This window comes from Streptomyces sp. NBC_01341 (genome assembly GCF_035946055.1).
Taxonomy (GTDB): Bacteria; Actinomycetota; Actinomycetes; order Streptomycetales; family Streptomycetaceae; genus Streptomyces.
The window spans coordinates 4,342,334-4,367,391 of sequence record NZ_CP108364.1 but is presented as its reverse complement, the minus strand read 5'-3'; the positions used below and the strand labels follow the sequence as shown (position 1 = coordinate 4,367,391).

At 70.1% G+C, this 25,058-nt stretch carries 21 protein-coding genes and 2 pseudogenes; 12 read left to right on the top strand and 11 right to left on the bottom strand.

Annotated features, from left to right (window positions below; genetic code table 11):
• Positions 1–116 precede the first annotated feature (116 nt).
• Both pth and OG206_RS19360 read left to right on the top strand, forming a co-directional pair.
• Positions 117–710: an aminoacyl-tRNA hydrolase gene (pth, locus tag OG206_RS19365; protein WP_327117743.1), complete on the top strand. Its 594-nt coding sequence runs from the start codon at positions 117–119 to the stop codon at positions 708–710.
• A 75-nt stretch (positions 711–785) separates the two neighbouring features.
• On the top strand, positions 786–1,256 hold the full coding sequence (locus tag OG206_RS19360) for a hypothetical protein (RefSeq protein WP_327117741.1): 471 nt from the start codon (positions 786–788) through the stop codon (positions 1,254–1,256).
• Between the two features lie 33 nt (positions 1,257–1,289).
• Here the strand turns inward: OG206_RS19360 and ppc are convergent, their stop codons facing one another.
• Positions 1,290–4,019 (bottom strand): phosphoenolpyruvate carboxylase, encoded by a 2,730-nt coding sequence (gene ppc / locus OG206_RS19355; protein WP_327117739.1) that lies wholly within the window; start codon positions 4,017–4,019, stop codon positions 1,290–1,292.
• A gap of 327 nt (positions 4,020–4,346) precedes the next feature.
• On the opposite strand from ppc, the gene OG206_RS19350 reads away from it, so the two are divergent.
• The 3 genes from OG206_RS19350 (at position 4,347) to OG206_RS19340 (ending at position 6,721) form a co-directional block, all read left to right on the top strand.
• Positions 4,347–5,333 carry an acyl-CoA desaturase gene (locus OG206_RS19350; protein ID WP_327117737.1) on the top strand — a complete coding sequence of 329 codons (987 nt, stop codon included), beginning with the start codon at positions 4,347–4,349 and terminating at the stop codon, positions 5,331–5,333.
• The gene (locus tag OG206_RS19345) at positions 5,330–6,016 is read left to right on the top strand and encodes a TetR/AcrR family transcriptional regulator (protein ID WP_327117735.1); all 687 of its coding nucleotides are present in this window, start codon (positions 5,330–5,332) and stop codon (positions 6,014–6,016) included. The genes OG206_RS19350 and OG206_RS19345 overlap by 4 nt, the downstream gene beginning before the upstream one ends.
• A 102-nt stretch (positions 6,017–6,118) precedes the next feature.
• Positions 6,119–6,721: a Uma2 family endonuclease gene (locus tag OG206_RS19340; RefSeq protein ID WP_327122330.1), complete on the top strand. Its 603-nt coding sequence runs from the start codon at positions 6,119–6,121 to the stop codon at positions 6,719–6,721.
• A gap of 16 nt (positions 6,722–6,737) precedes the next feature.
• On the opposite strand, the gene OG206_RS19335 is transcribed toward OG206_RS19340, so the two are convergent.
• The gene (locus OG206_RS19335) at positions 6,738–7,535 is read right to left on the bottom strand and encodes a trans-aconitate 2-methyltransferase (RefSeq protein WP_327117733.1); all 798 of its coding nucleotides are present in this window, start codon (positions 7,533–7,535) and stop codon (positions 6,738–6,740) included.
• Positions 7,536–7,623: 88 nt separating this feature from the next.
• Between OG206_RS19335 and OG206_RS19330 the strand changes: the two genes are divergently transcribed.
• Complete coding sequence (locus OG206_RS19330) at positions 7,624–8,121, top strand: MarR family winged helix-turn-helix transcriptional regulator (protein WP_327117731.1); 498 nt, start codon at positions 7,624–7,626, stop codon at positions 8,119–8,121.
• Here OG206_RS19330 and OG206_RS19325 read toward each other — a convergent pair.
• Positions 8,077–8,868, bottom strand: a complete 792-nt coding sequence (locus OG206_RS19325; RefSeq protein WP_327117729.1) for a response regulator transcription factor — start codon at positions 8,866–8,868, stop codon at positions 8,077–8,079. The two genes, OG206_RS19330 and OG206_RS19325, sit on opposite strands and share 45 nt — an antisense overlap.
• Positions 8,869–9,138: 270 nt before the next feature.
• On the opposite strand from OG206_RS19325, the pseudogene OG206_RS19320 reads away from it, so the two are divergent.
• Positions 9,139–9,576, top strand: a pseudogene (locus tag OG206_RS19320) (GNAT family N-acetyltransferase); the annotation flags it as partial.
• Here OG206_RS19320 and galK read toward each other — a convergent pair.
• From galK to galT, 3 genes are read right to left on the bottom strand one after another with little or no spacing between them, the layout of a single operon-like run.
• The gene (gene galK / locus OG206_RS19315) at positions 9,566–10,738 is read right to left on the bottom strand and encodes a galactokinase (RefSeq protein ID WP_327117725.1); all 1,173 of its coding nucleotides are present in this window, start codon (positions 10,736–10,738) and stop codon (positions 9,566–9,568) included. The pseudogene OG206_RS19320 and the gene galK overlap by 11 nt on opposite strands.
• Positions 10,735–11,715 carry a UDP-glucose 4-epimerase GalE gene (galE, locus tag OG206_RS19310; RefSeq protein ID WP_327117724.1) on the bottom strand — a complete coding sequence of 327 codons (981 nt, stop codon included), beginning with the start codon at positions 11,713–11,715 and terminating at the stop codon, positions 10,735–10,737. Before galE ends, galK begins: the two co-directional genes overlap by 4 nt.
• On the bottom strand, positions 11,712–12,764 hold the full coding sequence (gene galT / locus OG206_RS19305; protein ID WP_327117722.1) for a galactose-1-phosphate uridylyltransferase: 1,053 nt from the start codon (positions 12,762–12,764) through the stop codon (positions 11,712–11,714). Before galT ends, galE begins: the two co-directional genes overlap by 4 nt.
• Positions 12,765–13,003: 239 nt before the next feature.
• On the opposite strand from galT, the gene OG206_RS19300 reads away from it, so the two are divergent.
• A complete protein-coding gene (locus OG206_RS19300) occupies positions 13,004–14,674 on the top strand; it encodes a sodium:solute symporter family protein (RefSeq protein WP_327117720.1) in 1,671 nt (556 codons plus the stop codon).
• Between the two features lie 15 nt (positions 14,675–14,689).
• The gene (locus OG206_RS19295) at positions 14,690–14,986 is read left to right on the top strand and encodes a hypothetical protein (protein ID WP_327117718.1); all 297 of its coding nucleotides are present in this window, start codon (positions 14,690–14,692) and stop codon (positions 14,984–14,986) included.
• A 53-nt stretch (positions 14,987–15,039) separates the two neighbouring features.
• Here the strand turns inward: OG206_RS19295 and OG206_RS19290 are convergent, their stop codons facing one another.
• The 5 genes from OG206_RS19290 to OG206_RS19270 form a co-directional block, all read right to left on the bottom strand.
• Positions 15,040–15,732, bottom strand: coding sequence for a helix-turn-helix transcriptional regulator (locus OG206_RS19290; protein WP_327117716.1), 693 nt, complete (start codon positions 15,730–15,732; stop codon positions 15,040–15,042).
• Between the two features lie 234 nt (positions 15,733–15,966).
• Positions 15,967–17,814 carry an outer membrane protein assembly factor BamB family protein gene (locus OG206_RS19285; RefSeq protein WP_327117714.1) on the bottom strand — a complete coding sequence of 616 codons (1,848 nt, stop codon included), beginning with the start codon at positions 17,812–17,814 and terminating at the stop codon, positions 15,967–15,969.
• Between the two features lie 58 nt (positions 17,815–17,872).
• Positions 17,873–19,720, bottom strand: a complete 1,848-nt coding sequence (locus OG206_RS19280) for an outer membrane protein assembly factor BamB family protein (protein ID WP_327117712.1) — start codon at positions 19,718–19,720, stop codon at positions 17,873–17,875.
• Positions 19,721–20,079: 359 nt separating this feature from the next.
• Positions 20,080–21,822, bottom strand: a complete 1,743-nt coding sequence (locus OG206_RS19275) for an outer membrane protein assembly factor BamB family protein (RefSeq protein WP_327117710.1) — start codon at positions 21,820–21,822, stop codon at positions 20,080–20,082.
• Between the two features lie 109 nt (positions 21,823–21,931).
• The gene (locus OG206_RS19270) at positions 21,932–23,749 is read right to left on the bottom strand and encodes an ABC-F family ATP-binding cassette domain-containing protein (RefSeq protein WP_327117708.1); all 1,818 of its coding nucleotides are present in this window, start codon (positions 23,747–23,749) and stop codon (positions 21,932–21,934) included.
• A gap of 147 nt (positions 23,750–23,896) precedes the next feature.
• Between OG206_RS19270 and OG206_RS19265 the strand changes: the two genes are divergently transcribed.
• The 3 genes and pseudogenes from OG206_RS19265 (at position 23,897) to OG206_RS19255 (ending at position 25,056) form a co-directional block, all read left to right on the top strand.
• A complete protein-coding gene (locus OG206_RS19265; RefSeq protein WP_327117706.1) occupies positions 23,897–24,550 on the top strand; it encodes a lipoprotein in 654 nt (217 codons plus the stop codon).
• 24 nt (positions 24,551–24,574) lie between these two features.
• Positions 24,575–24,799, top strand: a pseudogene (locus OG206_RS19260) (type II toxin-antitoxin system Phd/YefM family antitoxin); the annotation flags it as partial.
• On the top strand, positions 24,796–25,056 hold the full coding sequence (locus tag OG206_RS19255) for a Txe/YoeB family addiction module toxin (RefSeq protein WP_327117704.1): 261 nt from the start codon (positions 24,796–24,798) through the stop codon (positions 25,054–25,056). The pseudogene OG206_RS19260 and the gene OG206_RS19255, both read left to right, overlap by 4 nt.
• Positions 25,057–25,058: the final 2 nt, after the last annotated feature.

The window sequence follows — 25,058 nt, the reverse complement described above, 5'->3', positions numbered from 1 at the left end:
CCCCACCTGCTTGACTGACGGGGTGGCGGTTCCCTTCCGGGGGTGCCGCCGCCCCGTTTCCCTGTACCGAAGCCGTATGGACCGGCATGTACGTGCCGCGAGGAGAGCGAGCTGTGATGTCCGATCCCACCGACCCGTGGCTGATCGTGGGCCTCGGCAACCCCGGCCCCGACTATGCGGCGAATCGGCACAACGTCGGTTTCATGGTGGCTGATCTGCTGGCGGAGCGGATCGGCGGGAAGTTCAAGCGGGCGCAGAAGGCGCAGGCGCAGGTGCTGGAGGGGCGGATCGGTCCGCCCGGGCCGGCGAGCCGGCGGGTGGTGCTGGCGAAGCCGATGTCGTACATGAATCTGTCGGGTGGGCCGGTGACGGCGTTGCGTGATTTCTACAAGGTGCCGTTGGATCACGTGGTGGCGGTGCATGACGAGCTGGACGTCGATTTCGGGGTGCTGCGGCTGAAGCTCGGTGGTGGGGACAACGGGCACAACGGGCTGAAGTCGATGACGAAGTCGATGGGTGCGGACTATCACCGGGTGCGGTTCGGGATCGGCAGGCCGCCGGGCCGGATGCAGGTGGCGGACTTCGTGCTGAAGGACTTCTCGTCGGCGGAGCGCAAGGAGCTCGCGTTCCTGGTGGACCGGTCGGCGGATGCGGTGGAGTCGTTGCTGGCGGAGGGGCTGGAGCGGGCTCAGTCCGCGTACAACTCCTGACATTCGTGGTGCTACCCGGTTCTTTTCCGGCCGCAGGTTGACCTTGGGCTGGGCTCTGCCCAAGGATCTGCCTCCATGAAGCGGAAGTCCTCCCCCCGGGTGCTGGCCCATGGCCGTTCGTTCGCCGCGGGCTGTGTCGTCCTGTTGCTGCTGGTCGCGGGCGTGTGGTCGTCGTGGAACAGCGCGCACCACATCGTGCTGGCCAAGGGCCGTGAGCACGGGACGGTGGTGGTGACGGGGTGCGGTGAGGACGCGTGCACGGGGTCGTTCTCGCCGGACGCGGATTCGCGGCGGCGTGGTGGGGTGACGATCGAGAAGTCGGTCGCGGTGCGCAAGGGCGACCGTTTTCCCGTGGTGGTGAAGCCGGGTTCGGATGCCGTCGTGCGGACGGGTGTGCCCGGCTTTCTGCATGCCTGGGTGCCGTTCGGCGGCGCGTTGTTGCTGTCGGCCCTGTTGATCGGTGGCGGTCTGCGGATGACGCGGACGGCCTGGGTCACGGGGATCGCGGGTGCGGCCCTGTTGACGGCGACGTTCGTCGCCCTCTGAGGGGCCGCACCCGCTCGGTCTCCGGGTTCGGGGTCAGCCGGTGTTGCGCAGGCCGGCGGCGACGCCGTTGACGGTGAGCAGCAGGGCGCGGGAGAGCAGCGGGTCGGCTTCCTCGCCGCGTGCGGCTGCCTGGCGCTGGCGGGCGAGGAGCGACACCTGGAGGTAGGAGATCGGGTCCAGGTAGGCGTCGCGGATGGCGAAGGTCTGCTGGAGCACCGGGCTGGTGCCGAGGAGTTCCTTGCCGCCGGTGACCTTGAGGACTTCGCTGACGGTGAGTTCATGCTCGGCCTGGATGACGTCGAAGACGTGCTTGAGCTCGTCGGGCACGAGGGTGTCGACGTAGTGCCGGGCGATGCGCAGGTCGGTCTTGGCGAGGGTCATCTCGACGTTGGAGAGGAAGTTCTGGAAGAAGTGCCACTGTTCGTGCATTTCGTCCAGGACGGTGTCGAGGCCGCTTTCTCGCAGTGCCTTGAGGCCGGAGCCGACGCCGAACCAGCCGGGGACGATCTGCCGTGACTGGGTCCAGCCGAAGACCCACGGGATGGCGCGCAGGCCGTCGAGCGAGACGCCCGAGCCGGGGCGGCGGGAGGGCCGCGAGCCCAGGTGCAGGTCGGCGAGCTGGTCCACCGGGGTGGAGGCGAGGAAGTAGGCGGGCAGGTCCGGGTCCTCGACGAGCTTGCGGTAGGCGTCGTGGGCGGCGTCGGAGACGGTGTCCATGGCCGCGTCCCAGCGGGCGAGGGCCTCGTCGGACTGGCGGGGTGCGGTGTGGAGCGCGGAGGCCTGGAGGGTGGCCGCGACGGTCAGTTCCAGGTTCTCGCGGGCGAGCGCGGGGATGAGGTACTTGTCGGAGATGACCTCGCCCTGCTCGGTCACCTTGATCTCGCCCTCCAGCGTGCCCCAGGGCTGCGCGAGGATCGCGTCGTGGGAGGGGCCGCCGCCGCGGCCGACGGTGCCGCCGCGCCCGTGGAAGAGGCGCAGGCGTACGCCGTAGCGGTGGGCGACGTCGCGGAGCCGGCGCTGGGCGCGGTGGATCTCCCACTGGGAGGTGGTGATGCCGCCGAACTTGGAGGAGTCGGAGTAGCCGAGCATGACCTCCTGGACGTCGCCGCGGAGTGAGACGAGCCGGCGGTAGGAGGGGTCGGCGAGCATCTCGTCGAGGATGACGTCGGCGGCCTTGAGTTCGTCGGTGGTCTCCAGGAGCGGCACGATGCCGATCTTGGCCCAGCCGCTGTGGAGGTCGATGAGGCCGGCCTCACGGGCGAGGACGGCGGCGGCGAAGACGTCGTCGGCGCCCTGGCACATCGAGATGATGTAGGACTCGATGACCTCGGGGCCGAAGCGCTCGAAGGCGTGGCTGATGGTGTGGAAGACGCCGAGGGTCTTCTCGCCCGCGGCGTCCAGCGGGGCCGGGGTCGGAGCGAGGGGGCGGCGGGAGCGGAGTTCCTTGGCGAGGAGCTTCTGCCGGTAGTCGCGGGGCATGTCGGCGTAGCGCCAGGATTCCTCACCGAGCCGGTCGAAGAGCTGGCCGAGGGCGTGGTGGTGGGCGTCGGCGTGTTCGCGTACGTCCATGGTGGCGAGCTGGAGTCCGAAGGCGGACAGCGTGCGGATGGTGCGGTCCATGCGGCCGTCGGCGAAGAGTCCGCCGCGGTGTTCGCGCAGGGAGGTCTGGATGAGCACGAGGTCGGCGATGAGTTCGGAGGTGCCGAGGTAGTCGCAGCCGGGGCGGTGGGGGGTGCCGTTGGCGAGGCGCTCGCGGGTGTTGACGAGCTTCTGGCGGATGCAGGTGGCCTTGAGGCGGTAGGGCTCCTCGGCGTTCAGCCGCTTGTAGCGGGGGCTGATCTCGGGGAGGAGTTCCAGGTCGGTCTGGAGGGAGGTGAGGAGCTCGTCGGTGGCCCCGGTGTAGCGGATGGAGTTGGAGAGGAGTCCGCGCAGGTAGTCGACCAGTTCGAGGGCATCGGTGATGCCGTGCTCGTGCTGGAGGATGAGGATGTCCCAGGTGACGGCGGGCGTCACGTTGGGGTTGCCGTCGCGGTCGCCGCCGATCCAGGTGCCGAAGGTGAGGGGGCGGGTGCCGGCGGGGAGTTCGACGCCGACGCGTTCCAGTTCGGCGGCGAGGTCCTCCAGGACGTCCCCGACGGCGTTGGCGTGGAGTTCGTCGAGGTAGTAGATGGCGTTGCGGGCCTCGTCGGCGGGCTCGGGCCGGACGACGCGGAGCTCGTCGGTCTGCCAGATGAGGTCGATGTTCTCGGCGAGGCGGAGGTCGTGGCGCCGGCGGTCGGCCTCGATGACCGGGGTCTCCAGGAGCTCCGCGATGCGGCGGAGCTTGTTGAGCACGGAGCGGCGGGCGGCTTCGGTGGGGTGTGCGGTGAAGACGGGCCGCACGTTGAGGTTCTTGACCGTCTGGCGCAGGTGCTCGGGGTCGGCGTCCTTGAGGCGGTCAGCGGTGCGGGCGAGGAGCCCGCCCTCGGCGGCCCGGCGGTCGCGCATCTCGTGGGCGCGGTGGACCTGCTCGGTGACGTTGGCGAGGTGGAAGTAGGTGGAGAAGGCGCGCACGAGCTGTGCGGCGGTCTCCAGGTCCGTGTCGCCGAGAAGCTCGGCCGCGGCCTCGCCGTCGGTGCGGGTCAGGGCGCGGACGCGCTCGACGAGGTCGAGGAGCTCCTGGCCTTCCTGGCGTACGAGGGTTTCGCCCAGCAGGTCTCCGAGGCGGCGGATGTCCGCGCGCAGCTCGGTGTTCGCGGCAGGGGTCTGGTCGGCACTGCTCACAGTGTGCGGCTCCTTGCAGTGGTTGAGCACGTCTGTCAGGGGGTCCGGGGCGCTCGTGGTGCTGACGGCTCGCCCCGGGTATGCAGAGTGCGGACCGCGCTGTCCGACGCACCCAGGATAGGTGTCCGGGGGTTCGGTGTGCCCGCTGCCCTGCGGGGTGGTCCCGATCGGGGGTACACGAGAGCGGGGGGCCCTGTCGCACAAGGGTTGCCATGGCGGCGCTCTCGTGTCGCGGGCCTCTTCGCTGCCATACTTACGTTGCCGTAGGTTACGGAAGCGTAGCCCGCTCATTCCGTCATATTTCCTCACCCCACGGGGGACTCCCCAATGCCCACCAGCCCGGATGTGATCGACGACGGCCTGCCGACGGCGGCAGGCGACACCGCAACCCCCTCCGCCACGCTCGGCGGCGACAAGAAGCGTTCGGTCGAGCAGATCGCGCTGCTCCTGTTCATCGTGGTGCCGTTCGCCGCTCTGGTCGCGGCGGTGCCGCTGGCCTGGGGGCGCGGCGTCAGCTGGCTCGACCTCGGTCTGCTGGTCGCCATGTACTACTGGGGCTGCCACGGTGTGACGATCGGTTTCCACCGCTACTTCACGCACGGATCGTTCAAGGCGAAGCGTCCGCTCGTCATCGTGATGGCCGTCGCCGGTTCGATGGCGGTGGAGGGCCCGCTCGTGCGCTGGGTGGCCGACCACCGCAAGCACCACCGGTTCTCCGACGCCGAGGGCGACCCGCACTCGCCGTGGAGGTTCGGCGAGAACCTGCCCGCGCTGATGAAGGGCCTGTGGTGGGCCCACATCGGCTGGATGTTCAACGAGGAGCAGACCCCGCAGCAGAAGTACGCCCCCGACCTCGTCCGGGACCCGGCGCTCCGCGCGATCTCGCGTCACTTCCTGAGCTTCACGATCCTGTCGCTGGCGATCCCGCCGCTGGTGGGCGGCCTGGTCACGATGTCGTGGTGGGGTGCGTTCACGGCGTTCTTCTGGGGTTCGCTGGTCCGCGTCGCGCTCCTGCACCACGTGACGTGGTCGATCAACTCGATCTGCCACGCGGTCGGCAAGCGGCCGTTCAAGTCCCGCGACAGGTCGGGGAACGTGTGGTGGCTGGCCGTCCTGTCGTGCGGTGAGTCGTGGCACAACCTGCACCACGCGGACCCGACGAGCGCGCGTCACGGGGTGCTGCGCGGCCAGATCGACTCCAGTGCGCGGCTGATCCGCTGGTTCGAGCAGCTGGGCTGGGCGCGGGACGTACGGTGGCCGGACGCCTCACGTATCGCCTCCCGACGCAAGTCCGCGGCCGCCGACCCGGCATGATTGACGACGTGGCGACCGACTCAAGCACCAGTGGCGAGAAGAGCATGCCTGCCCCTACCCGGCGGACCCGCAGGGTCCGGATGACGGGGAAGGAGCGCCGCGAGCAACTTCTGGACATCGGCCGCACCCTGTTCGCCGACAAGGGCTTCGAGGGCACTTCGGTGGAGGAGATCGCGGCGCGCGCCGGGGTCTCCAAGCCGGTGGTGTACGAGCACTTCGGCGGCAAGGAGGGCTTGTATGCCGTCGTGGTCGACCGTGAGATGCGCCAGTTGCTGGACCTGGTGACGGGGGCGCTCACGGCCGGTCATCCGCGTGAGCTGCTGGAGCAGGCGGCGTTCGCGCTGCTCGACTACATCGAGAAGTACACGGACGGTTTCCGGATCCTGGTCCGCGACTCCCCGGTCGCGCAGTCCACGGGCACGTTCGCGTCGCTGATCAGTGACATCGCCACGCAGGTCGAGGACATCCTGGGTCTGGAGTTCAAGGCCCGGGGCTTCGACCCGAAGCTGGCGCCGCTGTACGCGCAGGCCCTGGTCGGGATGGTGGCGCTGACCGGCCAGTGGTGGCTGGACGTGCGGAAGCCGAAGAAGGCCGAGGTCGCGGCTCATCTGGTGAACCTGGCGTGGCACGGGCTGGAGAACCTGGAGTCGAAGCCGCGGCTGATCGGGCACCGGAAGAACTGAGCCGCCTCCGCGTGCGTGCGATCACTCGTTGTGATGACCACGTCGCGGAGCGGACCTTACTGTGGTGGTTGCAGGACCAGAATCCCGTCCATGGGAGGAACCATGACCGCCGAGCCGATCACCGGGTGCAGCAGCCGCTGGCCGGTGCCGCCCCAGGACGGATACACGGTGGACGATCTGTTCACCTTGCCCGATCTCCCGCCGCACACGGAATTGCTCGACGGGAGCCTGGTTTTTGTGAGTCCGCAGCGAGATTTCCACAGCACGATGATCGACCTCCTGACGACCGGCCTCCGTCACAGCGCTCCGCCGGAGATGAAGGCGCGCCGCGAGATGACCGTCGTCCTCGACCGGCGCAACGCCCCCGAGCCGGATGTCTGTGTCGTGCGGGCCGAGGCGGTCACCGGGCGGGAGCTGACCCGTTTCGAGGCGGCGGACGTGCTCCTCGCCGTCGAGGTGGTCTCGCCCGACTCCGAGGCCCGCGACCGTGACACCAAGCCACAGAAGTACGCCGCGGCCGGCATCCCGAACTTCTGGCTGGTCGACACGGCCGGGAGCGACCGGCATCCGGTGGTGCGGGTCTATGAGCTGGACCCCGTGAACAAGGCGTACGCCCTGACCGGAATCCATCACGACCGGCTCAAGACGGGTGTTCCGTTCTCGGTCGACCTCGACATCTCGGCGGAGGCCCTGGACGCGCTGTGACGTCCTGCCGGGTCACTCACCCGGCGGTGCGGACGACGGCGAAGATCCGGCGGAACGGGAAGACCGTCCCGTGCGGGCCCGTCGGGTAGGCGGTGCGCAGCAGGTCGCGGTACTCGGCGAGGAAGGCGTCCCGGGCCCCGGGGTCGTCGGCGAGGGCGTCGAGGACGGGGCGCAGGCCGGTGCCCTTGACCCAGTCGAGGACGGGGTCCTCCCCCTGGAGGAGGTGCAGGTAGGTGGTCTCCCAGACATCGACGGTGCGGTCTGGTGCGGCGAGGTGGCCCAGGTAGTCCGTGGGGGTGAGTACGGCGTCGGCGTGGCGCAGGAGGCCGCCGAGGCGGTCGGCCCAGCGGGGGGATCCGGCGAGCTCGCGCATGAGGGTGTGACTGGGGGCGTCGAAGTTGCCGGGGACCTGGAAGGCGAGGGTGCCGCCGGCGGTGAGGGCGCCGAGCCAGAGGGGGAAGCGGGCGGTGTGGCCGGGAACCCACTGGAGCAGGGCGTTGGAGACGATGAGGTCGTACGTCCCGTCGGGTGTCCAGGTGGCGGCGTCGGCCTCGGCGAAGTCGAGGAGGGGGCCGGTGTGGGCGCGGGCGCGTTCGAGCATCCGGGGCGAGCTGTCGTAGCCCGTGACGCGGGCGCCGGGCCAGCGTTCGGCGAGGAGTGCGGTGACGTTGCCGGCACCGCATCCGAGGTCGGCGATGCGGGGGGCCGTCTCGTGCGGCAGGGGTCCGATCCGGGCCAGGAGATCGTGGAAGGGGCGGGTGCGGTGGTCCGCGTGCCGGAGATACTGCCGCGGGTCCCAGGTCGGCGAGGTCATGGTGCCAGGATCACAAGCTCAATCTCTTGATGTCAAGACACTTGAATTCAAGAGACTTCACGTCGAGGGACCCTCTACACTGATCGACATGGAGGACGAGGTCGACCGGCTGGTCGCTGCATGGCGCCGCGAGCGCCCGGACCTCGACGTGGAACCGCTCGAGGTGCTGAGCCGCGTCTCACGCCTGGCCCGTCACCTGGACCGGGCCCGCAGGATCGCCTTCGCCGAGCACCAGCTGGAGCCCTGGGAATTCGACGTCCTGACGTCCCTTCGCCGCGCGGGGGCCCCGTACCAGCTCTCCCCCGGCCAGCTCCTCACCCAGACCCTGGTCACGTCGGGCACGATGACGAACCGCATCGACCGGCTGACCAAGAAGAACCTCGTGGAGCGACTGCCGGACCCGAGCGACCGCCGCGGCGTGCTCGTCCGGCTCACCGACCGGGGCCGCGACAAGGCGGACCAGTCGCTGGCCGGGCTGCTCGACCAGGAGCGGGCGATCCTGGGCGAGCTCTCCCGTCAGCAGCGGTCCGAACTGGCCGGACTACTGCGCCAGTTGACCGCCCCGTTCGACAACATCCCCGGTTAGGGCGGCCGGGCCGACCCCGGCCCGTCGCGCCAGCGCCACCGCGGCGAGCGTCGAGTGCACCCCGAGCTTCCCCAGCACGTTCTGCATGTGCGTGCGCACCGTGTGCGGGGAAAGGAAGAGCCGCTCCGCCACGGCCTTGCGGCCCAGGCCGGCCACCATGCAGCGCAGCACCTCGCGCTCGCGCGGTGTCAGTGACTCCACCAGTTGTTCGGACTCGGTCCGGTGCTTGCGCGCCGCGGTGAGCTCCCGCAGGACACCGGTCAGCAGCGCGGCCGGCAGATGCGTCTCGTCCCGCAGGACGCCGCGTATGACCGTCAGCAGACGCTGCAGGGAGCAGTCCTTGGCGACCCAGCCGGAGGCGCCCGCCTGCAGTGCCGCCGCGGCACGGCGCGGGTCGTCCTTCTCCGCGAGCACCACCGTGCGGATGTGCGGATGAGTCGAGCGGACCCCGCCGACCAGCGATATGCCGTCACCGCCGCCACTGCCTCCGTCGCCCTCGGCGCGCGGAGCGGGGATCGTCCGGACGCCGCCCGGGCCGAGTATGCCCAGCTCCGCGTCGACCAGCATCACGTCGTAACGGCGGCCCTCGGCGGCCGCGCGTTCCAGACAGCGCAGCGCGGCGGGACCGCTGCCCGCCGCCGACACGTCGACGTCCGGTTCGGCCGCGAGCGCCGCGGCGAGGGACTCGGCAAAGATGCGGTGGTCGTCGACCACCAGAACCCGGATACGCGCCACAGACACCCCCATGCTGTGTGAGCTCCTGGGGCGCCCCCGTCCATGGCCGGCCCCGACGGGGACGGACCGCTTCGGATGCGGCGCCCGGAGCACTCCGGTGACCGCCGGCACACGGCCGCCGCCGTGTGCCGGCCGCCACCCGCCCCGGGCGTCGCATCCGACCGTCTCGTCCCCTGAAACGACACCGGCCCCCACCGGTGCTGAGCATCAGCGTACGGGGGCCGGTGGGCGGCGGTAGGAGATTCGCGGAACTGATCGCTCAAGGTGTTTAGGGTGTGATTCATGTTCCGTCTTGAGACAGAAGTAGACAAGGAACGTCGCATTCTGCTGGGCCGTCGGCTGCACGACGACAACTGGGACGGTTCACCGGAGCTGCGCGCCCTGCACACGACCTCCGCCGAACACGAAGTGCCCCTGGAGGTCTGGCTCCTGGACGAGGAGGGAGCCCTGGCCGGCGGACTGAGCGGACGGACCTGGGCCTACTGGCTCCACGTGGACCTGCTCTGGGTGGACGGCCGCCACCGCGGCCTCGGCCTCGGCTCGCAGTTGCTCGCCGAGGCGGAACGCCTCGCTCACGACGACCGGGCGTGCACCCGCTCCCGGCTGGAGACCTGGGACTTCCAGGCCCCCGCGTTCTACCGGAAACAGGGGTACGAGGTGGTCGGGGAGATCCCCGACTACCCGCCCGGCGTCGCTGAGTTCATCCTGGTCAAACAGTTGGAGCGACCCGCCGTCCCCCCGCGGAAGGCACGGCGGGGAAGATTCCCGGGGTGGCGTAGGCGGCCGAGGTGAAGGCCTCCGACACCGCCTTGGCGACGGTGTCCGCCATCGCCTCCTCCACCAGCACGATCGCGGAGCCGCCGAAGCCTCCCCCGGTCATCCGGGCCCCGAGCGCGCCGGCCGCGTTCGCCGAGGAGACGACGAGGTCCAGCTCCGGGCAGGAGACCCTCAGGTCGTCGCGGAGCGAGACGTGGCCCGCGTTGAGCACCGGTCCCGCCGCGCGCACGTCCCCGGCGTCGAGCAGCGCGATGACCTGCTCCACCCGGTGGTTGTCGCTGACGACGTGGCGGACGTAGCGCACGACCGACTCGTCCTCGCCGGCTGCCAGGGTGGCGAGCGCCTCGTCCAGGTCCTCGTGGGGAAGGTCGCGCAGGGTGTCGATGCCGAGGGCCCTGGCACCCGCCTCACAGCCGGCCCGGCGTTCCGCGTACGCCCCGTCGCCGAGGGCGTGCTTGACGCGGGTGTCGACGACCAGCAGCTGAAGCCCGTGCGCGGCCAGGTCGAAGGGGACCTGGCGCATGCTGAGGTCGCGGGTGTCGAGGTACAGCGCGTGGCCCTCGGTGCAGCAGGCCGAGGCCATCTGGTCCATGACGCCGCAGGGCACGCCGACGAAGTCGTTCTCGGCGCGCTGGCCGAGAACCGCGATCTCCTGTGCGCTCAGACCGAGTTCGAACAGGTCGTTGAGGGCGAGGGCCGTGACGACCTCCAGGGCGGCGGAGGAGGACAGGCCAGCGCCGACGGGGACGGTGGAGGTGAGCTGGATGTCCGCGCCGGTGACCTGGTGTCCGGCCTCGCGCAGCGCCCAGACCACACCGGCCGGGTAGGCGGCCCAGCCGTGGCCGGAGTGCGGGGCGAGTTCCTCGACATGCAGGGAGACGACTCCGCCCGGTACGTCGGTGGAGTGCAGGCGCAGTCGTCCGTCGGTGCGGCGGGCCACCGCGGCGCGGGCGTGGTGCGGGAGGGCGAGCGGCATGACGAAGCCGCCGTTGAAGTCGGTGTACTCACCGATCAGGTTCACTCGTCCGGGTGCCGCCCAGACCCCTTCGGGCGCTGTCCCGTACAGCTCGGTGAAGGAGGTGGTCAGCTCGGCGTTGTCGGTCATGGTGCGGTGGGCTCCTCTCGGCGGGCGAACGTCCACGCGTCGGCGACGATGGCGGCCAGGTCGGGGCGCGACGGCTGCCAGCCGAGCCGCTCCCTGGCCGTGGCGGCGGAGGCGACCAGGACGGCCGGGTCGCCTGCGCGCCGGGGCGCGGGGGTCTCGGGGACCGGGTGACCGGTGACCTTGCGGACGGTCTCGACCACTTCGCGTACGGAGAAGCCGTTGCCGTTGCCGAGGTTGCAGATGAGGTGTTCGCCCGCGGTGGCCGCGCCCAGGGCCAGCAGGTGGGCCTCGGCGAGGTCGGCGACGTGGATGTAGTCGCGTACGCAGGTGCCGTCGGGGGTCGGGTAGTCGTCGCCGTACACGGAGATCGACTCGCGCTGCCCCAGGGCGACCTGGAGGACCAGCGGGATGAGGTGCGACTCCGGTTCGTGGCGCTCGCCGCAACTTCCGTAGGCGCCGGCGACGTTGAAGTACCGGAGGGAGACGGCGGCCAGTCCGTGGGCCCGCGCCTCACCGCTGATCATGTGGTCGACGGCGAGCTTGGAGGCGCCGTAGGGGTTGGTGGGGGCGGTCGGATCGGTCTCCGTGATGGGGCTGGAGACGGGCTCGCCGTAGGTCGCGGCGGTGGACGAGAAGACGAGCGTCCGCACGCCCGCGTCGCGCATGGCGGCGAGCAGGGCGGTGGTCCCGCCGACGTTGTTGACCCAGTACTTCTCGGGGTCGACGACGGACTCGCCGACCTGGGAGAACGCGGCGAAGTGCAGGACACCGTCGTAGGAGGCGTCCAGCCACTTGGCGGCGTCCTGGATGCGGCCTTCGATGAACTCGGCGCCCTGGGGTACGCCCTCCCGGAAGCCGGTCGACAGGTCGTCGAGGACGGTGACGGCGTGTCCCGCCTCCAGCAGGTGTGCCGTCACGACACTGCCTACGTATCCCGCGCCGCCGGTCACCAGGTACTTCTTGCCGGTGTTGCTCACTCGCTCGCTACCTCTCGCAGTCGCTGGGCCGCGGCCTCCGGCGGCACGTCGTTGATGAACACGTTCATGCCGGACTCCGAGCCCGCGAGGAACTTCAGTTTGCCGGAGGTCCGCCGGATGGTGAAAAGTTCGAGATGCAGCGCGAACTCCGCACGGCCGGGGGCCCGGAAGGGCGCCTGGTGCCATGCCGAGATGTACGGCGTCGGCGGCTCCCCGGGCCCGAAGATCCGGTCGAACCGCCTCAAGAGTTCCAGATAGACCTGTGGGAACTCCGTGCGCGCCGCGTCGTCGAGTTCCCGCAGGTCCGGGACGCGGCGGCGCGGGTGGAGGTGGACCTCGTAGGGCCAGTGCGCGGCGTACGGCACGAAGGCGACCCAGTGCTCGGCCTCCAGGACGACACGGTCCCCGTCGGCCAGCTCCCGTGCGACGACGTCGTCGAAGAGGTTGCGGCCGGTCTCGGCGCGGTGGCTCTCCATCGAGCGCAGCATCAGCTCGGTGCGCGGGGTGACGAAGGGGTAGCCGTAGATCTGGCCGTGCGGGTGACCGAGGGTCACGCCGATCTCGGCACCCCGGTTCTCGAAGCAGAAGACCTGGGCGACCTGGGGGAGCTCGGCGAGGTCGGCGGTCCGGTCGGTCCAGGCTTCGAGGACCAGGGCCACCTGATCCTCGGTGAGGCCGGCGAAGGACACGTCGTGGTCGGAGGTGAAGCAGACGACCTCGCACCGGCCGGAGTCCCCGGCGAGGGAGGGGAAGCGGTTCTCGAAGACGGCGACGTCGTAGTCGGTGTCGGGGATCTCGCTGTGGCGGCCGTCGCGCGAGGGGCAGAGCGGGCACTCGTCCGCAGGCGGGTGGTAGGTGCGCCCCTGCCGGTGCGACGCGATGGCCACCGAGTCACCGAGCAGCGGATCGCGGCGGATCTCCGAGCCCCCGTCAGACGCGGACATGGCGTCCAGCGGCCGCGGGTCGACGGCGTCGCGGACGACGTCGTCCGCGGAGTCGTAGTAGATCAGCTCACGGCCGTCGGCGAGGGTCGTAACCGTCTTCTTCACCAGGCTCCTCCATGTAACGCCCTCTAAACAGAACCGCACATAACAAATCACAAGTAAACATGCCGCGTCAATGTCTCCAGAACCTGTGAACCAGCCAGGTTCACGTGGGGCCCAAGTGGGACATTTCAACTCTTTCGATCACGATCAAACAAAGAACGGCAACCGAACTGTTCATTTTCTGAACACAAAGGCGTAGGTTCCGACGGGTTCAGTTCGCGCAACGAAGCGAGTACCCCCCCATGCACTATCTGGCCGAAGGGCTCCGGCTCCCCACGAACGGGCTCGATTACACAATCCTGGCGATCTACTTCGTCGTAGTGCTCGGCATCGGCTTCGCCGCCCGGGCCAGCGTGAAGACGAGCCTCGACTTCTTCCTGTCCGGAAGGTCACTGCCCGCCTGGGTGACCGGCCTGGCGTTCGTCGCGGCGAACCTCGGCGCCACCGAGATCCTCGGCATGGCGGCGACCGGCGCGCAGTACGGCGTCGCGGTCGTCCACTGGTACTGGATCGGCGCCATCCCCGCCATGGTCTTCCTCGGCCTGGTGATGATGCCCTTCTACTACCGGTCGAAGGTCCGCTCCGTACCGGAGTTCCTGCTGCACCGCTTCGACAAGTCGGCGCACCTGCTGAGCTCCATACTCTTCGCCTTCTCGGCGATCCTGATCGCGGGCGTGAACCTCTACGCCCTCTCGATCGTCGTGGAGGCGCTCCTGGGCTGGCCGCAGTGGGTGGCGATCGTCGTCGCCGGCCTCTTCGTCCTCGTCTACATCACCATCGGCGGCCTCTCCTCGGCGATCTACAACGAGGTGCTGCAGTTCTTCGTCATCCTCGCCGCGCTGATCCCGCTGACCCTGCTCGGCCTCAAGCGCGTCGGCGGCTGGGACGGGCTGAGCGGCTCCCTGGAGAAGCAGCACGGTGCGGACTTCATGACCGCCTGGGGCGGCACCGGCATCGGTGACGCCAACCCGCTGGGCGCCAACTGGCTGACGATCATCCTCGGCCTGGGCTTCGTCCTCTCCTTCGGCTACTGGACCACCAACTTCGCCGAGGTACAGCGCGCGCTGTCCGCGAAGAACCTCTCGGCCGCCCAGCGCACCCCGCTGATCGCCGCCTTCCCGAAGATCTTCATCGTCTTCGTCGTGATGATCCCGGGCCTGGTCGCGGCCGTCCTGGTGCCCAAGATCGGGACACCCGGCTCCGACCTCACCTACAACGACGCCATCCCGCTGCTCATGCAGGAGCTCCTGCCCAACGGTGTGCTCGGCATCGCGGTGACCGGTCTGCTGGCCGCGTTCATGGCAGGCATGGCGGCCAACGTGTCGTCGTTCAACACGGTGTTCACCACGGACATCTGGCAGCGGTACGTCAAGAAGGACCAGCCGGACGCGTACTACCTGCGCTTCGGGCGGCTGATCACCGCGGTGGGTGTGCTGGCCTCGATCGGCACCGCGTTCATCGCCGCCAGCTTCTCCAACATCATGACGTACCTGCAGACGCTGTTCTCGTTCTTCAACGTCCCGCTCTTCGTCGTCTTCATCATCGGCATGTTCTGGAAGCGCGCCTCGATGAAGTCCGGCGTCTGGGGCCTGCTGGCGGGCACCACGGCCGCGATGGTCAACTACTTCGTCATCTACAAGCAGGGCATCATCGACATCCCGTCCGATCAGGGCGCCAACTTCGTCTCCGCGATCGTCGGATTCGTCGCCGGCGCGGTCGTCATGGTCGCCGTCACCCTCTTCACCGCGCCCAAGCCCGAGGCCGAACTGGCCGGACTGGTCTACGGAACGGAGTCCCCGGACCCCGACGAGGCTCCCGAGGCGGGCGACGACGCCTGGTACCGCAAGCCCGCCCTGCTCGGCTGGGGCGCCATCGTCCTCGCCACCCTGTGCTACCTGCCCTACTCGCTCTGATCGGAGGCACTCACCATGTCCGACGCACACGAAGCACACAAGGAAGTCTCCGAGCTGGAGCGCACGTCCGCGACCGCGGCCCGGCTCTTCGACATCCGGCGGATCATCGGCGGTCTCTTCGTGATCTACGGAGTGATCGTCACCATCGCCGGCATCAGCCCGTCGGAGGCCGACCTGAAGAAGGCCGAGGGCGTCCACATCAACCTCTGGACCGGCCTGGCCATGCTGGCGCTCGGCCTGTTCTTCCTCATCTGGATGAAGCTGCGCCCGGCCCAGGTGCCGGACGGGACCCCCGGTACGCCGGAGAGCTGACCGTCGGGCCGCAGACCCGGCCCGCACCGCGCAGGGGCCGGACCGTCACGCGATCACGCGAGGCCGTCCGGCCCCTGCGGCGTTCCCGTCGCCCGGTCCAGCAGCCCCGTCCGGGCCGCGAGCGCCGCGGCCTCCAGGCGGGACCCGACACCCAGCTTCATCAGCACCCGCTGCACATGGGTGCGCGCGGTGCTCGGCGCGATCCCCATCCCGGCCGCGATCAGCCGCGTGTCCTCGCCCTCGGCGACCCGCACCAGCACCTCGATCTCGCGCGGGGTGAGCATCCGCAGCAGCCGCTGGCCCTCGTCGTCCGGCTGGACCGCGGGGTGGAGCAACTCGGCGAACGCACCGCGCAGCAGCTGCGGGGCGACCGCGGCCTCCCCCGCACGGGCCTTGATCATCGCGCGTTCCACGCCCTCTATGCGCTCGTCGTGGCGGACGTATCCGGCGGCCCCGGCGGCGAAGGCCGCCGCGATGCCGCGCGGACTCGGCACCGGGCCGAGCACCACCACGGCCACCTGCGGGCGTTCCCGCCCGATGCGGACGATCGGGTCGAACGCACCGGGTTCGGCGGGCGCCGCCGTGCCGAACAGGCAGACCTCGGGCGCCCTGCTGACGACCAGTTCGGCGGCTCCGGCAGTCGGCGCGGCCGCCGCGAGCACCCGGTGCCCGCGCAGTTTCAAGGCGGAGGCGAGTGCCTCGGCCAGCAGACGGTGGTCATCGACCACCATGAGCCGAACGCCCATCGAGTTCTGCCCCCATGTGTACAGCGCGTACCGCTGTGTAGCCCTTGAACGGGCCCCCCGACCCTCTGACCCGGCAAGTTACACGCTTGTTCGACGCCGCGCCCCCTCTACCGGGCAGAAGCCCCCCAGAATGCCGAATTCTGAGTCATTCAGGGCTACTTGCCGGTCGGAAATCGATCGGCCCTGCCGGTCGGATGATCAACCGGCAGGGCCGTCACCGCTCACCCGCGTGGGTCAGACGGTGCTGAAGGACACGACGAGGTACTGCTTGTCGTCCGCCGCGCTCACGCTCTTGCTGGGCTCGCTGATCATCTTCTCGGAGATGAACAGCCGGCCCTTCTCGTAGATGAACTCGGAGTAGCCGCTGGAGAAGCTGGTCTCCGCGTCACGCGCCGCCTCGTCGTCCGGGTTGACCATCAGCACCGTCTCCTTGAAGGTCGAGCCGTCGATGGAGACGATCCGGCCGCCCTTGTCGTACGGGGGCTTCTTGTACGCGATGACGTTCGAACCGTCCATGCGCAGCGGAGTCAGCGTGTAGCGGTCGCCCGCGTCCGCCTTGCCGCCGACGAGCTTGCCGGTGGTGAGGTCGAAGGCGACGATCTCGTTCGTGTCGCCGTACTCCCCGCCGCCCTCGTGCTCCTCGGTCGGCACGTAGAGCCTGTTGTTGCCTACGGCCAGCGAGTGGCACGTCTCGACCTCGGTGGAACCGCACTCGGCGGCGTACCTGTCGGCGTCGGCGGAGATCCGGACGATGAGCTTGCCGGTGGCCGCGTCGATGGAGAAGAAGTCCGAGATGCCGCTGCCGTCACCGGCGGTGTCGCCGACGTCGGCCGCGACGACGAGCGGCTTCGTGGAGACGATGCTCGCGTACTCCACGCCGGCCGGCATGTTGTACGAGGAGAGCGGGGCGCCGGTGGTCGGGTTCAGGGCCTGGATGGTCAGCTGCGATTCGTCGTAGCCGCCGCACCTGCGGACGACGGCGAGGGCCTCCCCGCCGGCGTATCCCCTGTCGGAGCAGTTGTTCGCGTCGGTCTTCGGCTTCCAGAGCTCGGCACCGTCGGCGAGGTTGAACGCGGCGCCGCCGCTGGTGCCGCCGGCCGCCACCGTCGAACCGCTCAGGGTGACCTCGTTGAAGCGGATGGGTGCGTCACCGCTGGAGTCGGCGGTGACGGACTTGTTCCACATCAGCTTTCCGCCGGCCAGGTCGAGCGCGCCGATCTGGTTGCACGACGGGTACTTGTCCGCGGCGCTGGGCTTGCCCTCCTCGAAGGCGATCGCCGTCCTGAAGTCCTTGCTCATGTGCCGGGAGGCGGCGCAGACCTGCCCGGGAAGCGGGATCGACCAGAGCTTGGTGCCCTTGGCCAGGTCGTAGCCGACGACCTCGTAGACCCCGGTCTTCACGTACACCTTGTCGGTGACCCAGGACCCGTCGACGACCGTGGTGTCGGTGACCTTGGGGTGCGGGAGCTGGAAGCCGATCTTGGACTTGGTGTCCGAGGGGGCCTTCTCCGCACCGCCGGCCAGGCCGTCGCCGCCCTTGCCCTCGCCGCCGTCGGGACCCGCCGAGGCGAGGTCGTCCTTCTTGCCGCCCTCGTCGCCGTCGCTGGAGGCGTAGATGACCCCGCCGCCGACGATCAGCACCATGGCGACGACGGCCGCGACGATGATCTGCATCCGGATGGTGAACTTCTTGCCGCCGCCCTGCTGCGGAGCCGCGTACTGCGGGTGCATCGGCGCGGTCGGGTATCCGTACCCCTGCTGCGGGGGCGTGCCGGGCGGTCCCTGCGGGAAGCCGTAACCGGGCTGCGTCGGCGGCTGCCCGGGGGGCGGTGCCTGCGGGTAGCCGTACGCGGGGTTCTGCGGCGGCTGCGGTGCGCCGAAGCCGCCGGCGGGCGGCGGCGGGGGGCTGCCGTAGCCACCGGCCGGCGGGGCCGGCGGCGTGGGCGGCGCGGGCGGGGGCTGCTTGGCGAAGGGGTCGGAGGGCGGCGTGGTGGGCCCGCCGACGCCGCCGGGAGGCGGGTCCTGCGGGGTGCCGAACCCGCCCTGGGGCGGGTCGTCGGAAGGCTGGGGCGGCTGGGTCATGGCGTACGTACCTCAGGGGAGTCCGTGGGGAAGGTGCTGCGGTTGCCGGCGTCGGCCGTCACTTGCCGAAGGCCATCATGGTCGTCTGCTCCTTCTCCTCCTCGTCGTTGCTCGCGCTGACGCGGTCACTGACGACGAACGAGCGGCCGCCCGCGTAGACGACCTTCGACGTGAAGAAGTTCTCGATCCGGGTGGTCGAGTCCGGGTGCTGGAGCACGACCTTCGGCGCGCCGCCGGTGGGCGCGATCGTCGCGATCGCGCCGCCCTTGTCATAGGAGGGCTCCAGGTAGACCAGCACGTTGCCGCCCTCGATGCGCAGCGGCTTCATGGTCCGCTCCGCGGGCGCTGCGGCCTTCCACTTGGGCTTGCCGGTGTTGAGGTCGAACGCGACGACCTTGTTGGTGCGGCCGGTGCCGCTCCTGTCGTCCTCGGTCATCATGTAGAAGCTGTTGGCGTCGGCGGCGAGGCCGGAGCACCCTTCGAGCTGCTGACCGAAGATCGCGAAGTCGTGGCCGCAGTCGACGGAGAACTTGTCCTCCTTGTCGCCGACCAGCTGGGAGCGGAGCGTTCCGTTCTCCTTCAGCGCGAGGATGGACCACTTCTTCTCCTCCCGCTGGGTCAGCGAGACGACGAGCGGGCTCACCGAGTACACCTTGTCGACCTCCCAGCCCCGCTTGGGCTGGTAGGTCCACTTGGGCTTCCCGGTGGCAGGGTCGACCTCCTGGATCTGCTGCTGCGGGTTGTCCACGTCGGAGGTGCGGCAGGCGGACGCGGCGATCAGCTTGGGGCCGCCGGCGAACGCGAACGGCTGGCAGTTGCCCGAGGGCCTGCCGAACAGCTGCGAACCGTCGCTCACCCGGTAGCCGTTGGAGTTGCTGGTGCGGCCGACGGTGACCGTGTCACCGCTGATCGCCAGACCGATGTCGGACATCAGGTCCCAGGTGCCGTTCTTCTTGACGGACTTCTTCCAGCCGGCCTTGCCCGTGTTGAGGTCGATCATCTGGAGCTCGGAGCAGTCGGCCTTGTCCGTGGTGCCGTTCTTCACCCCGATGACGATCTTGCCGTCGGCGGTGGCCGTCGCGGGAGCCGCGCACATGTCGGCGGGGAGCGGGAGGGTCCACTTCTCCTTGCCGTCGGCCACCGAGTAGCCGACGACCGAGCGGTACATGCCCTTGACGAGGGTGTCCCCCACGATCCACGGGCCGTACACGTCCGCGCCGTTGCGCGGCAGGTCTATGCCGTTCGTGGTGAGCCAGAGGACCTTGGCCTCGCCCGGCTTGCGCCCGGCATTGAGGTCGTCGTTCGCCTCCCGGCCGTCCCCCTTGCCGTCGCCCTGGTCGACGCTCGGCGATGCGCTCGGGCCGACCGGGGAGTCGCTGGGCCCGGCGACGGGCTTCTTCGCCTCCTCGTCGCCGCTCGTGGCGAGGAAGACCCCGCCGGCGACGACGAGCAGCACGGCCAGCGCCGCACCGATGATCACCGCGGTCCTGCCCTTGGAGGGGCCGCCGCCGGAGGGGCCGGGGGCGGGCGCACCGGGGTACTGCTGCGGGTAGCCGTACCCACCGGGCGGCTGCTGACCGTACGGGCCGGGCTGCTGCGCGTACGGTCCGGCCGGCGCGCCGTAGGGGCCTGGCTGCTGTGCGTACGGGCCCGGGGCCTGGCCGGGGGGCTGCGGGTAGCCGTACCCGGGCTGCGCACCCGGTCCCTGCGGGTAGCCGTAGCCCGGCTGCCCGGCCGGGGGCGTCTGCGGCGCGGCGGCCGGGGGCTGCGCCCCCGGCGGGGCGGGAGGCATCGGCGGCGTGGCCGTGGGGGGTGATTGCGGCTGGGGCGGCTGAGGAGTGTCCCGCGGCTTCTGCGGAGCCCCGAAGTCTTCCGGCGGCGGTTGCTGGCTGGGCGGCTGCGTCATCAGCGCGTCCCCCTTCGTGCGGTCCGGTGCCCGGTTCGTTCTCCCCCGCGATTCCGCTGGGCTGAATTCCCCTCGGAAAGGAGCGAATCGGGCATGGATCCCGCGGCGTCACGACAGTCGAGCGGGGCTTCTTTGTACCACCCGGTCTATATCGAACAGCGGAACGGCCCAGCCCCGTTCCCAAGGGAGAACCAGCCTGTGATGCCGCCGTTACGCGCGCCCGCACGGACGGTCGGCGCCTGCTCTGCTGACGAAAGCTCAACTTCACCCGGTGCCCGCATACTTCACTGAACCACCGCAGGCCACTCTGCTGCAATGTCGCCGTACGTGCCACTATCGCCCGTATTCGGAGCGGGCGTTCATCCGCCGAAGACCAGCAGGGCCGTCGCCGCCTTCTCCTCATCGTCCTCGTCCAGGCTGATCCGCTGCGGAAGCAGGAAGGAACGGCCGTCCCGGTAGGCGACCTTGGGCACGAAGAGCGAACTCTCCGTCTCGGCGGCCGAGGCCGGGTGCCTCAGCAGCGACGCGTACGCCCCGCCGGACGGCTCCAGTGTGCCGATCGCCCCGCTCGTGCGGTACACGGCCCCGACATGGACCAGGACCTTGCCGCCCTCCACGCGCAAGGGCATCATGACCTGCCCGGCCGGAGCGGCGGCCTTCCACAGCGGCCTGCCACCGGCCAGGTCGAACGCGACCACCTTGTTCGTCAGTTCCTTCTTCGCCCCACCGGGCAGGGGGAGAGTGGCGAGGTAGAACCTGCTCGCGTCCGCCGCGGCTCCCGCGCAGCCGTCCAGGTTGCCGCCGAGGTCCACGGACTCCTCGCCGCAGCGGACGGCGTAGTCCTCGCCGTCGCCCACCATCCGGGAGCGGTAGGTGCCGTTGTCGTTCAGGACCAGGACGGCCCACTTCTCCGGCTGCTTGATCGAGACGACCACCGGGCTCGTGGAGTAGACGTGCGCGACGGCCCAGCCCGGCTTCAGGTCGTACGTCCACTTCGGCACCCCGGTCCGCGGGTCGACCTCCTGCACCTGCTGGCGCACGGGGTCGTCGGGCTGCGCCTGGCAGCTGACGGCCGCAAGCATTCTGGCTCCGCCGGTGAACGCGTACGGCTGGCACACACCCGTTTCCCGCTTGCCGAACAAAGCGCTGCCGTCGCTCACCCGGTAGGCGTCCGAGGCGGTGTTGCGCCCGAAGGTCACCGTGTCGCCGCTGACGGACATGGCGACATGGGACAGACCGTCCTGCAGCCCGGACCTGTCGACGGTCTTCTTCCAGCCTGCCCTGCCCGTGCGGAGGTCGATCATCTGGAGGACGGAGCATTCCGCCTCGGACTCCGAGACGTTGTCCTCGATGGCGACGACGATCTTCCCGTCGGCCGTGGGAAGGGTGGGTGAGGCGCACAGGTCGGTGGGCAGCCGGAGGCTCCACCGCTCGGCGCCGTCGGCCACCCCGTAACCGGACACCTTGCGGTACATGCCCTTGGCGACGATGTCGCCGGCGAACCACGGACCGTGCGTCTCCTCCCCGTACTCCGGGAGGTCGACCCCGTTCTCGCGGAGCCAGGCGACCTCGGCCTCGCCCGGCTCGCGCCCGGCGTTGAGCTCGTCGGCGGTGGGGCCGGACGCCCCCTCGCCGTCGTCATGGGCCGTCGGTGAGGAGCTCGGTCCGGCCGTGGTCCCGCCGCGCCCGGTGACGGGCTTCTCCTCCGCGCCACCGTCGCCGGCCGCCAGCCGGATCCCGCCCCCGGCCAGCAGCAGTACGGCGAGCACGGCGCCGACCACCACACCGGTCCTGCCCTTGAACGGACCACCGCCCCGGGGACCGCCCGGTCCAGGGGCCGGACCCGTCGGCGGCTGCGGCGGGTAGCCGTAGCCGTACCCCTGCTGCGGCGCGTACGGACCGGGCTGCGGCGCGTACGGACCGGGCTGCGGCGCGTACGGACCGGGCTGCGGCATGTACGGACCGGGCTGCGGCATGTACGGACCGGGCTGCGGCTGGGGATACCCGTAGCCGGGCTGCTGTTGCGGGGAGGTCCCCTGCTCAGGGTCGTACGGAGCCCCGAAGCCTCCCTGTGGCGCGTGCCCGCCGGGCGGCTGGGTCATCGACACGTCCCCCTTCGTGCGATCGGATCCGGTGCCTGGACCGGGCCGGGTTTCTTTGTACCACCCGCGCACCGCCCGCCCTCAGGCACCGGCGATCACACCGCAGGGATCACGCGTCCTCGGCCAGCTCCAGCCAGCGCATCTCCAACACATCACGTTCCGCCACGAGTTCGCGCAGCTCGGCGTCGAGCTCGGCGACCTTCCCGAAGTCCGTGGCGTTGTCGGCGATCTGCGCGTGCAGCGACGTCTCCTTCGTCGACATCTTCTCGAGCTGCCGCTCGACCTTATGCAGTTCCTTCTTCGCGGCGCGCGCGGCCTGCGGCGAGACGGTCTCGGCCGGCGCCGCCTTCGGCGCCGCGAACCCGGCGGCGGAGGCGGGGGTGGCCGTCTCCTCCATGCGCTGCCTGCGCTCGAGGTACTCATCGATGCCGCGCGGCAGCATCCGCAGCGCCCGGTCCCCGAGAAGGGCCATCACCTTGTCCGTGGTCCGCTCGATGAAGAAGCGGTCGTGGGAGATCACGATCATCGACCCGGGCCAGCCGTCGAGGAGGTCCTCCAGCTGGGTCAGGGTCTCGATGTCCAGGTCGTTGGTGGGCTCGTCGAGGAAGAGCACGTTGGGCTCGTCCATCAGCAGCCGCAGGATCTGCAGCCGCCGCCGCTCGCCACCGGAGAGGTCACCGACCGGTGTCCACTGCTTCTCCTTGGCGAAGCCGAACTGCTCGCAGAGCTGCCCGGCCGTCATCTCGCGGCCCTTGCCGAGGTCGACGCGGTCGCGCACCTGCTGGACGGCTTCGAGCACCCGCAGCTTCGGGTCGAGCTCCGCGACCTCCTGGGAGAGGTAGGCGAGCTTGACCGTCTTGCCGACGACGATCTTCCCCTCGGCGGGCTGCACGTCGCCCTGGCTGCGGGACGCCTCGGCGAGCGCCCTGAGCAGGGAGGTCTTACCCGCGCCGTTGACGCCGACCAGGCCGACGCGGTCGCCGGGACCGAGCTGCCAGGTGAGATGGGTGAGCAGCGTCTTGGGTCCGGCCTGGACGGTCACGTCCTCCAGGTCGAAGACGGTCTTGCCGAGCCGGGCGTTGGCGAACTTCATCAGCTCGCTGGTGTCGCGCGGGGGCGGCACGTCGGCGATCAGCTCGTTGGCGGCCTCGATGCGGTAGCGCGGCTTGGAGGTGCGTGCGGGGGCACCGCGCCGCAGCCAGGCCAGCTCCTTGCGCATCAGGTTCTGCCGCTTGGACTCCTCGGTCGCGGCGATGCGCTCCCGCTCGGCCCGCGCGAACACGTAGTCGCTGTATCCGCCCTCGTACTCGTGGACGGAACCCCGCTGGACGTCCCACATGCGGGTGCAGACCTGGTCCAGGAACCACCGGTCGTGGGTGACGCAGACGAGCGCGGAGCGCCGGGCCCGCAGGTGTCCGGCCAGCCAGGAGATGCCCTCGACGTCGAGGTGGTTGGTGGGCTCGTCGAGGACGATCAGGTCCGGCTCGCCGATCAGCAGCTTGGCCAGCGCGATCCGGCGGCGCTCGCCACCGGAGAGCGGGGCGATGACGGTGTCGAGGCCGTGCTCGAAGCCGGGGAGCGCGAGGCCGCCGAACAGGCCGGTCAGCACGTCCCGGATCTTGGCGCTGCCCGCCCACTCGTGGTCGGCGAGGTCTCCGATCACCTCGTGCCGGATGGTGGCCTTCGGGTCCAGCGAGTCGTGCTGGGTGAGGACACCGAGGCGCAGCCCGCCGTTGTGGGTGACCCGGCCGCTGTCCGCGTCCTCGAGCCTGGCGAGCATCCGGATGAGCGTCGTCTTGCCGTCGCCGTTGCGGCCGACGACGCCGATCCGGTCGCCCTCTGACACCCCGAGGGATACACCGTCGAGCAGGGCACGGGTGCCGTACACCTTGCTGACCTGCTCGACATTGACCAGATTGACGGCCATTTCACTCCTGCCTCGGGGATCCCTGCGTCGGGGACCGCTCGACGTCCCAGAGTAGTCGCCGCGAGAGGTGCGATAGCGTGCGGCGATCGATCATGGGGCGTAACCCCAGGTCGGAGCGGTGCGGAACATCTCTGGGGTGGGGACTTCATGATGCGCGACACGATGCGGACCTGGATACCGGCGGTCCTGGCGGCGGCGGTGCTGGCCGGCTGTTCCTCGCCGTCCGGCGGGGGTACGGACGCGGACCCCGGTGCCGTGAAGAACGGGGACAGCGCGCCTGCGAAGGCTGCCGAGAGTGCACCCGCGAAGAAGGGCGGCTCCCTGGGCGCCGCGGGCACCGCATGCGAGCTCCCGGTCACCTTCGACGTGGCGGCGGACTGGAAACCACAGGCGGTGGACGTGGAGCCCGGCTCCGACCTGGCGGCCCTCGGGCAGCAGGGCTCGGCCACGATGGTCTGCGAGATCGACGCCAAGCCGGCCGGGAACATCGGCTACCTCCGGGTCTGGCAGGGCGAGGGCCCCTCCACCGCCCCCCGCGCGGCGCTGGAGGACTTCGTGGCCGGCGACGAGAACGCGACCAGGGCCTCCTACAAGGAGACCGAGGCCGGCTCGGTGCCCGCCGTGGAAGTCACCTACACGGTCGAGGCCGAGCTGCTGGACGAGCGGAAGACGGAGCGGGCCTTCGCGGTCGCCACCCCGAAGGGCCCGGTCGTGGTGCACCTGGGCGGGCTGGACTCCACGGAACACAAGGAGATGCTCCCGGCGTACGAGCTGGCGAAGAGCACGCTGAAGGTGGACTGACACCGACACGACGACCTTGCGAGGCGTACGGTATTCGCCGAGACGCTCAACGCGGTCGTCGACGACCGCGAGGAGGTGATCGTCACGCGCGCCGGCCACGACCCGGTGGTGATAGTCGCACTCGACGAATACGAGTCCCTCAAGGAAACGGCGTACCTGCTGCGAAGTCCTGAGAACGCCCGTCGTCTGCTGGCTTCGATAGACCGCCTGGAATCCGGTGGAGGCACCGTACGGGAGCTGGCGGAGTGAAGTTCGTCTGGGATGAAGCGGCTTGGGAGGACTACGTCTGGTGGCAGGCACAGGTCCGGAAGATCCTCAGACGGATCAACTGCCTGCTCCAGGACGTCGCCCGCAACGGCAACGAAGGCATCGGCAAGCCCGAACCCCTGAAACACGGCTTCCAGGGGTTCTGGTCCCGCCGCATCACCGCGGAGCACCGCCTGATCTACAAGGTGGTCGACGACGAGGTCCGTATCGCCGCCTGCCGCTATCGCTACGGCTCCTGACG

Coding starts and splice junctions, on each gene's coding strand:
- pth (WP_327117743.1), top strand. CDS start 117: ATGTCCGATCCCACCGACCCGTGGCTGATCGTGGGCCTCGGCAACCCC.
- OG206_RS19360 (WP_327117741.1), top strand. CDS start 786: ATGAAGCGGAAGTCCTCCCCCCGGGTGCTGGCCCATGGCCGTTCGTTC.
- OG206_RS19350 (WP_327117737.1), top strand. CDS start 4,347: ATGCCCACCAGCCCGGATGTGATCGACGACGGCCTGCCGACGGCGGCA.
- OG206_RS19345 (WP_327117735.1), top strand. CDS start 5,330: ATGATTGACGACGTGGCGACCGACTCAAGCACCAGTGGCGAGAAGAGC.
- OG206_RS19340 (WP_327122330.1), top strand. CDS start 6,119: ATGACCGCCGAGCCGATCACCGGGTGCAGCAGCCGCTGGCCGGTGCCG.
- OG206_RS19335 (WP_327117733.1), bottom strand. CDS start 7,535: ATGACCTCGCCGACCTGGGACCCGCGGCAGTATCTCCGGCACGCGGAC.
- OG206_RS19330 (WP_327117731.1), top strand. CDS start 7,624: ATGGAGGACGAGGTCGACCGGCTGGTCGCTGCATGGCGCCGCGAGCGC.
- OG206_RS19325 (WP_327117729.1), bottom strand. CDS start 8,868: ATGGGGGTGTCTGTGGCGCGTATCCGGGTTCTGGTGGTCGACGACCAC.
- galK (WP_327117725.1), bottom strand. CDS start 10,738: ATGACCGACAACGCCGAGCTGACCACCTCCTTCACCGAGCTGTACGGG.
- OG206_RS19300 (WP_327117720.1), top strand. CDS start 13,004: ATGCACTATCTGGCCGAAGGGCTCCGGCTCCCCACGAACGGGCTCGAT.
- OG206_RS19295 (WP_327117718.1), top strand. CDS start 14,690: ATGTCCGACGCACACGAAGCACACAAGGAAGTCTCCGAGCTGGAGCGC.
- OG206_RS19290 (WP_327117716.1), bottom strand. CDS start 15,732: ATGGGCGTTCGGCTCATGGTGGTCGATGACCACCGTCTGCTGGCCGAG.
- OG206_RS19285 (WP_327117714.1), bottom strand. CDS start 17,814: ATGACCCAGCCGCCCCAGCCTTCCGACGACCCGCCCCAGGGCGGGTTC.
- OG206_RS19280 (WP_327117712.1), bottom strand. CDS start 19,720: ATGACGCAGCCGCCCAGCCAGCAACCGCCGCCGGAAGACTTCGGGGCT.
- OG206_RS19275 (WP_327117710.1), bottom strand. CDS start 21,822: ATGACCCAGCCGCCCGGCGGGCACGCGCCACAGGGAGGCTTCGGGGCT.
- OG206_RS19270 (WP_327117708.1), bottom strand. CDS start 23,749: ATGGCCGTCAATCTGGTCAATGTCGAGCAGGTCAGCAAGGTGTACGGC.
- OG206_RS19265 (WP_327117706.1), top strand. CDS start 23,897: ATGATGCGCGACACGATGCGGACCTGGATACCGGCGGTCCTGGCGGCG.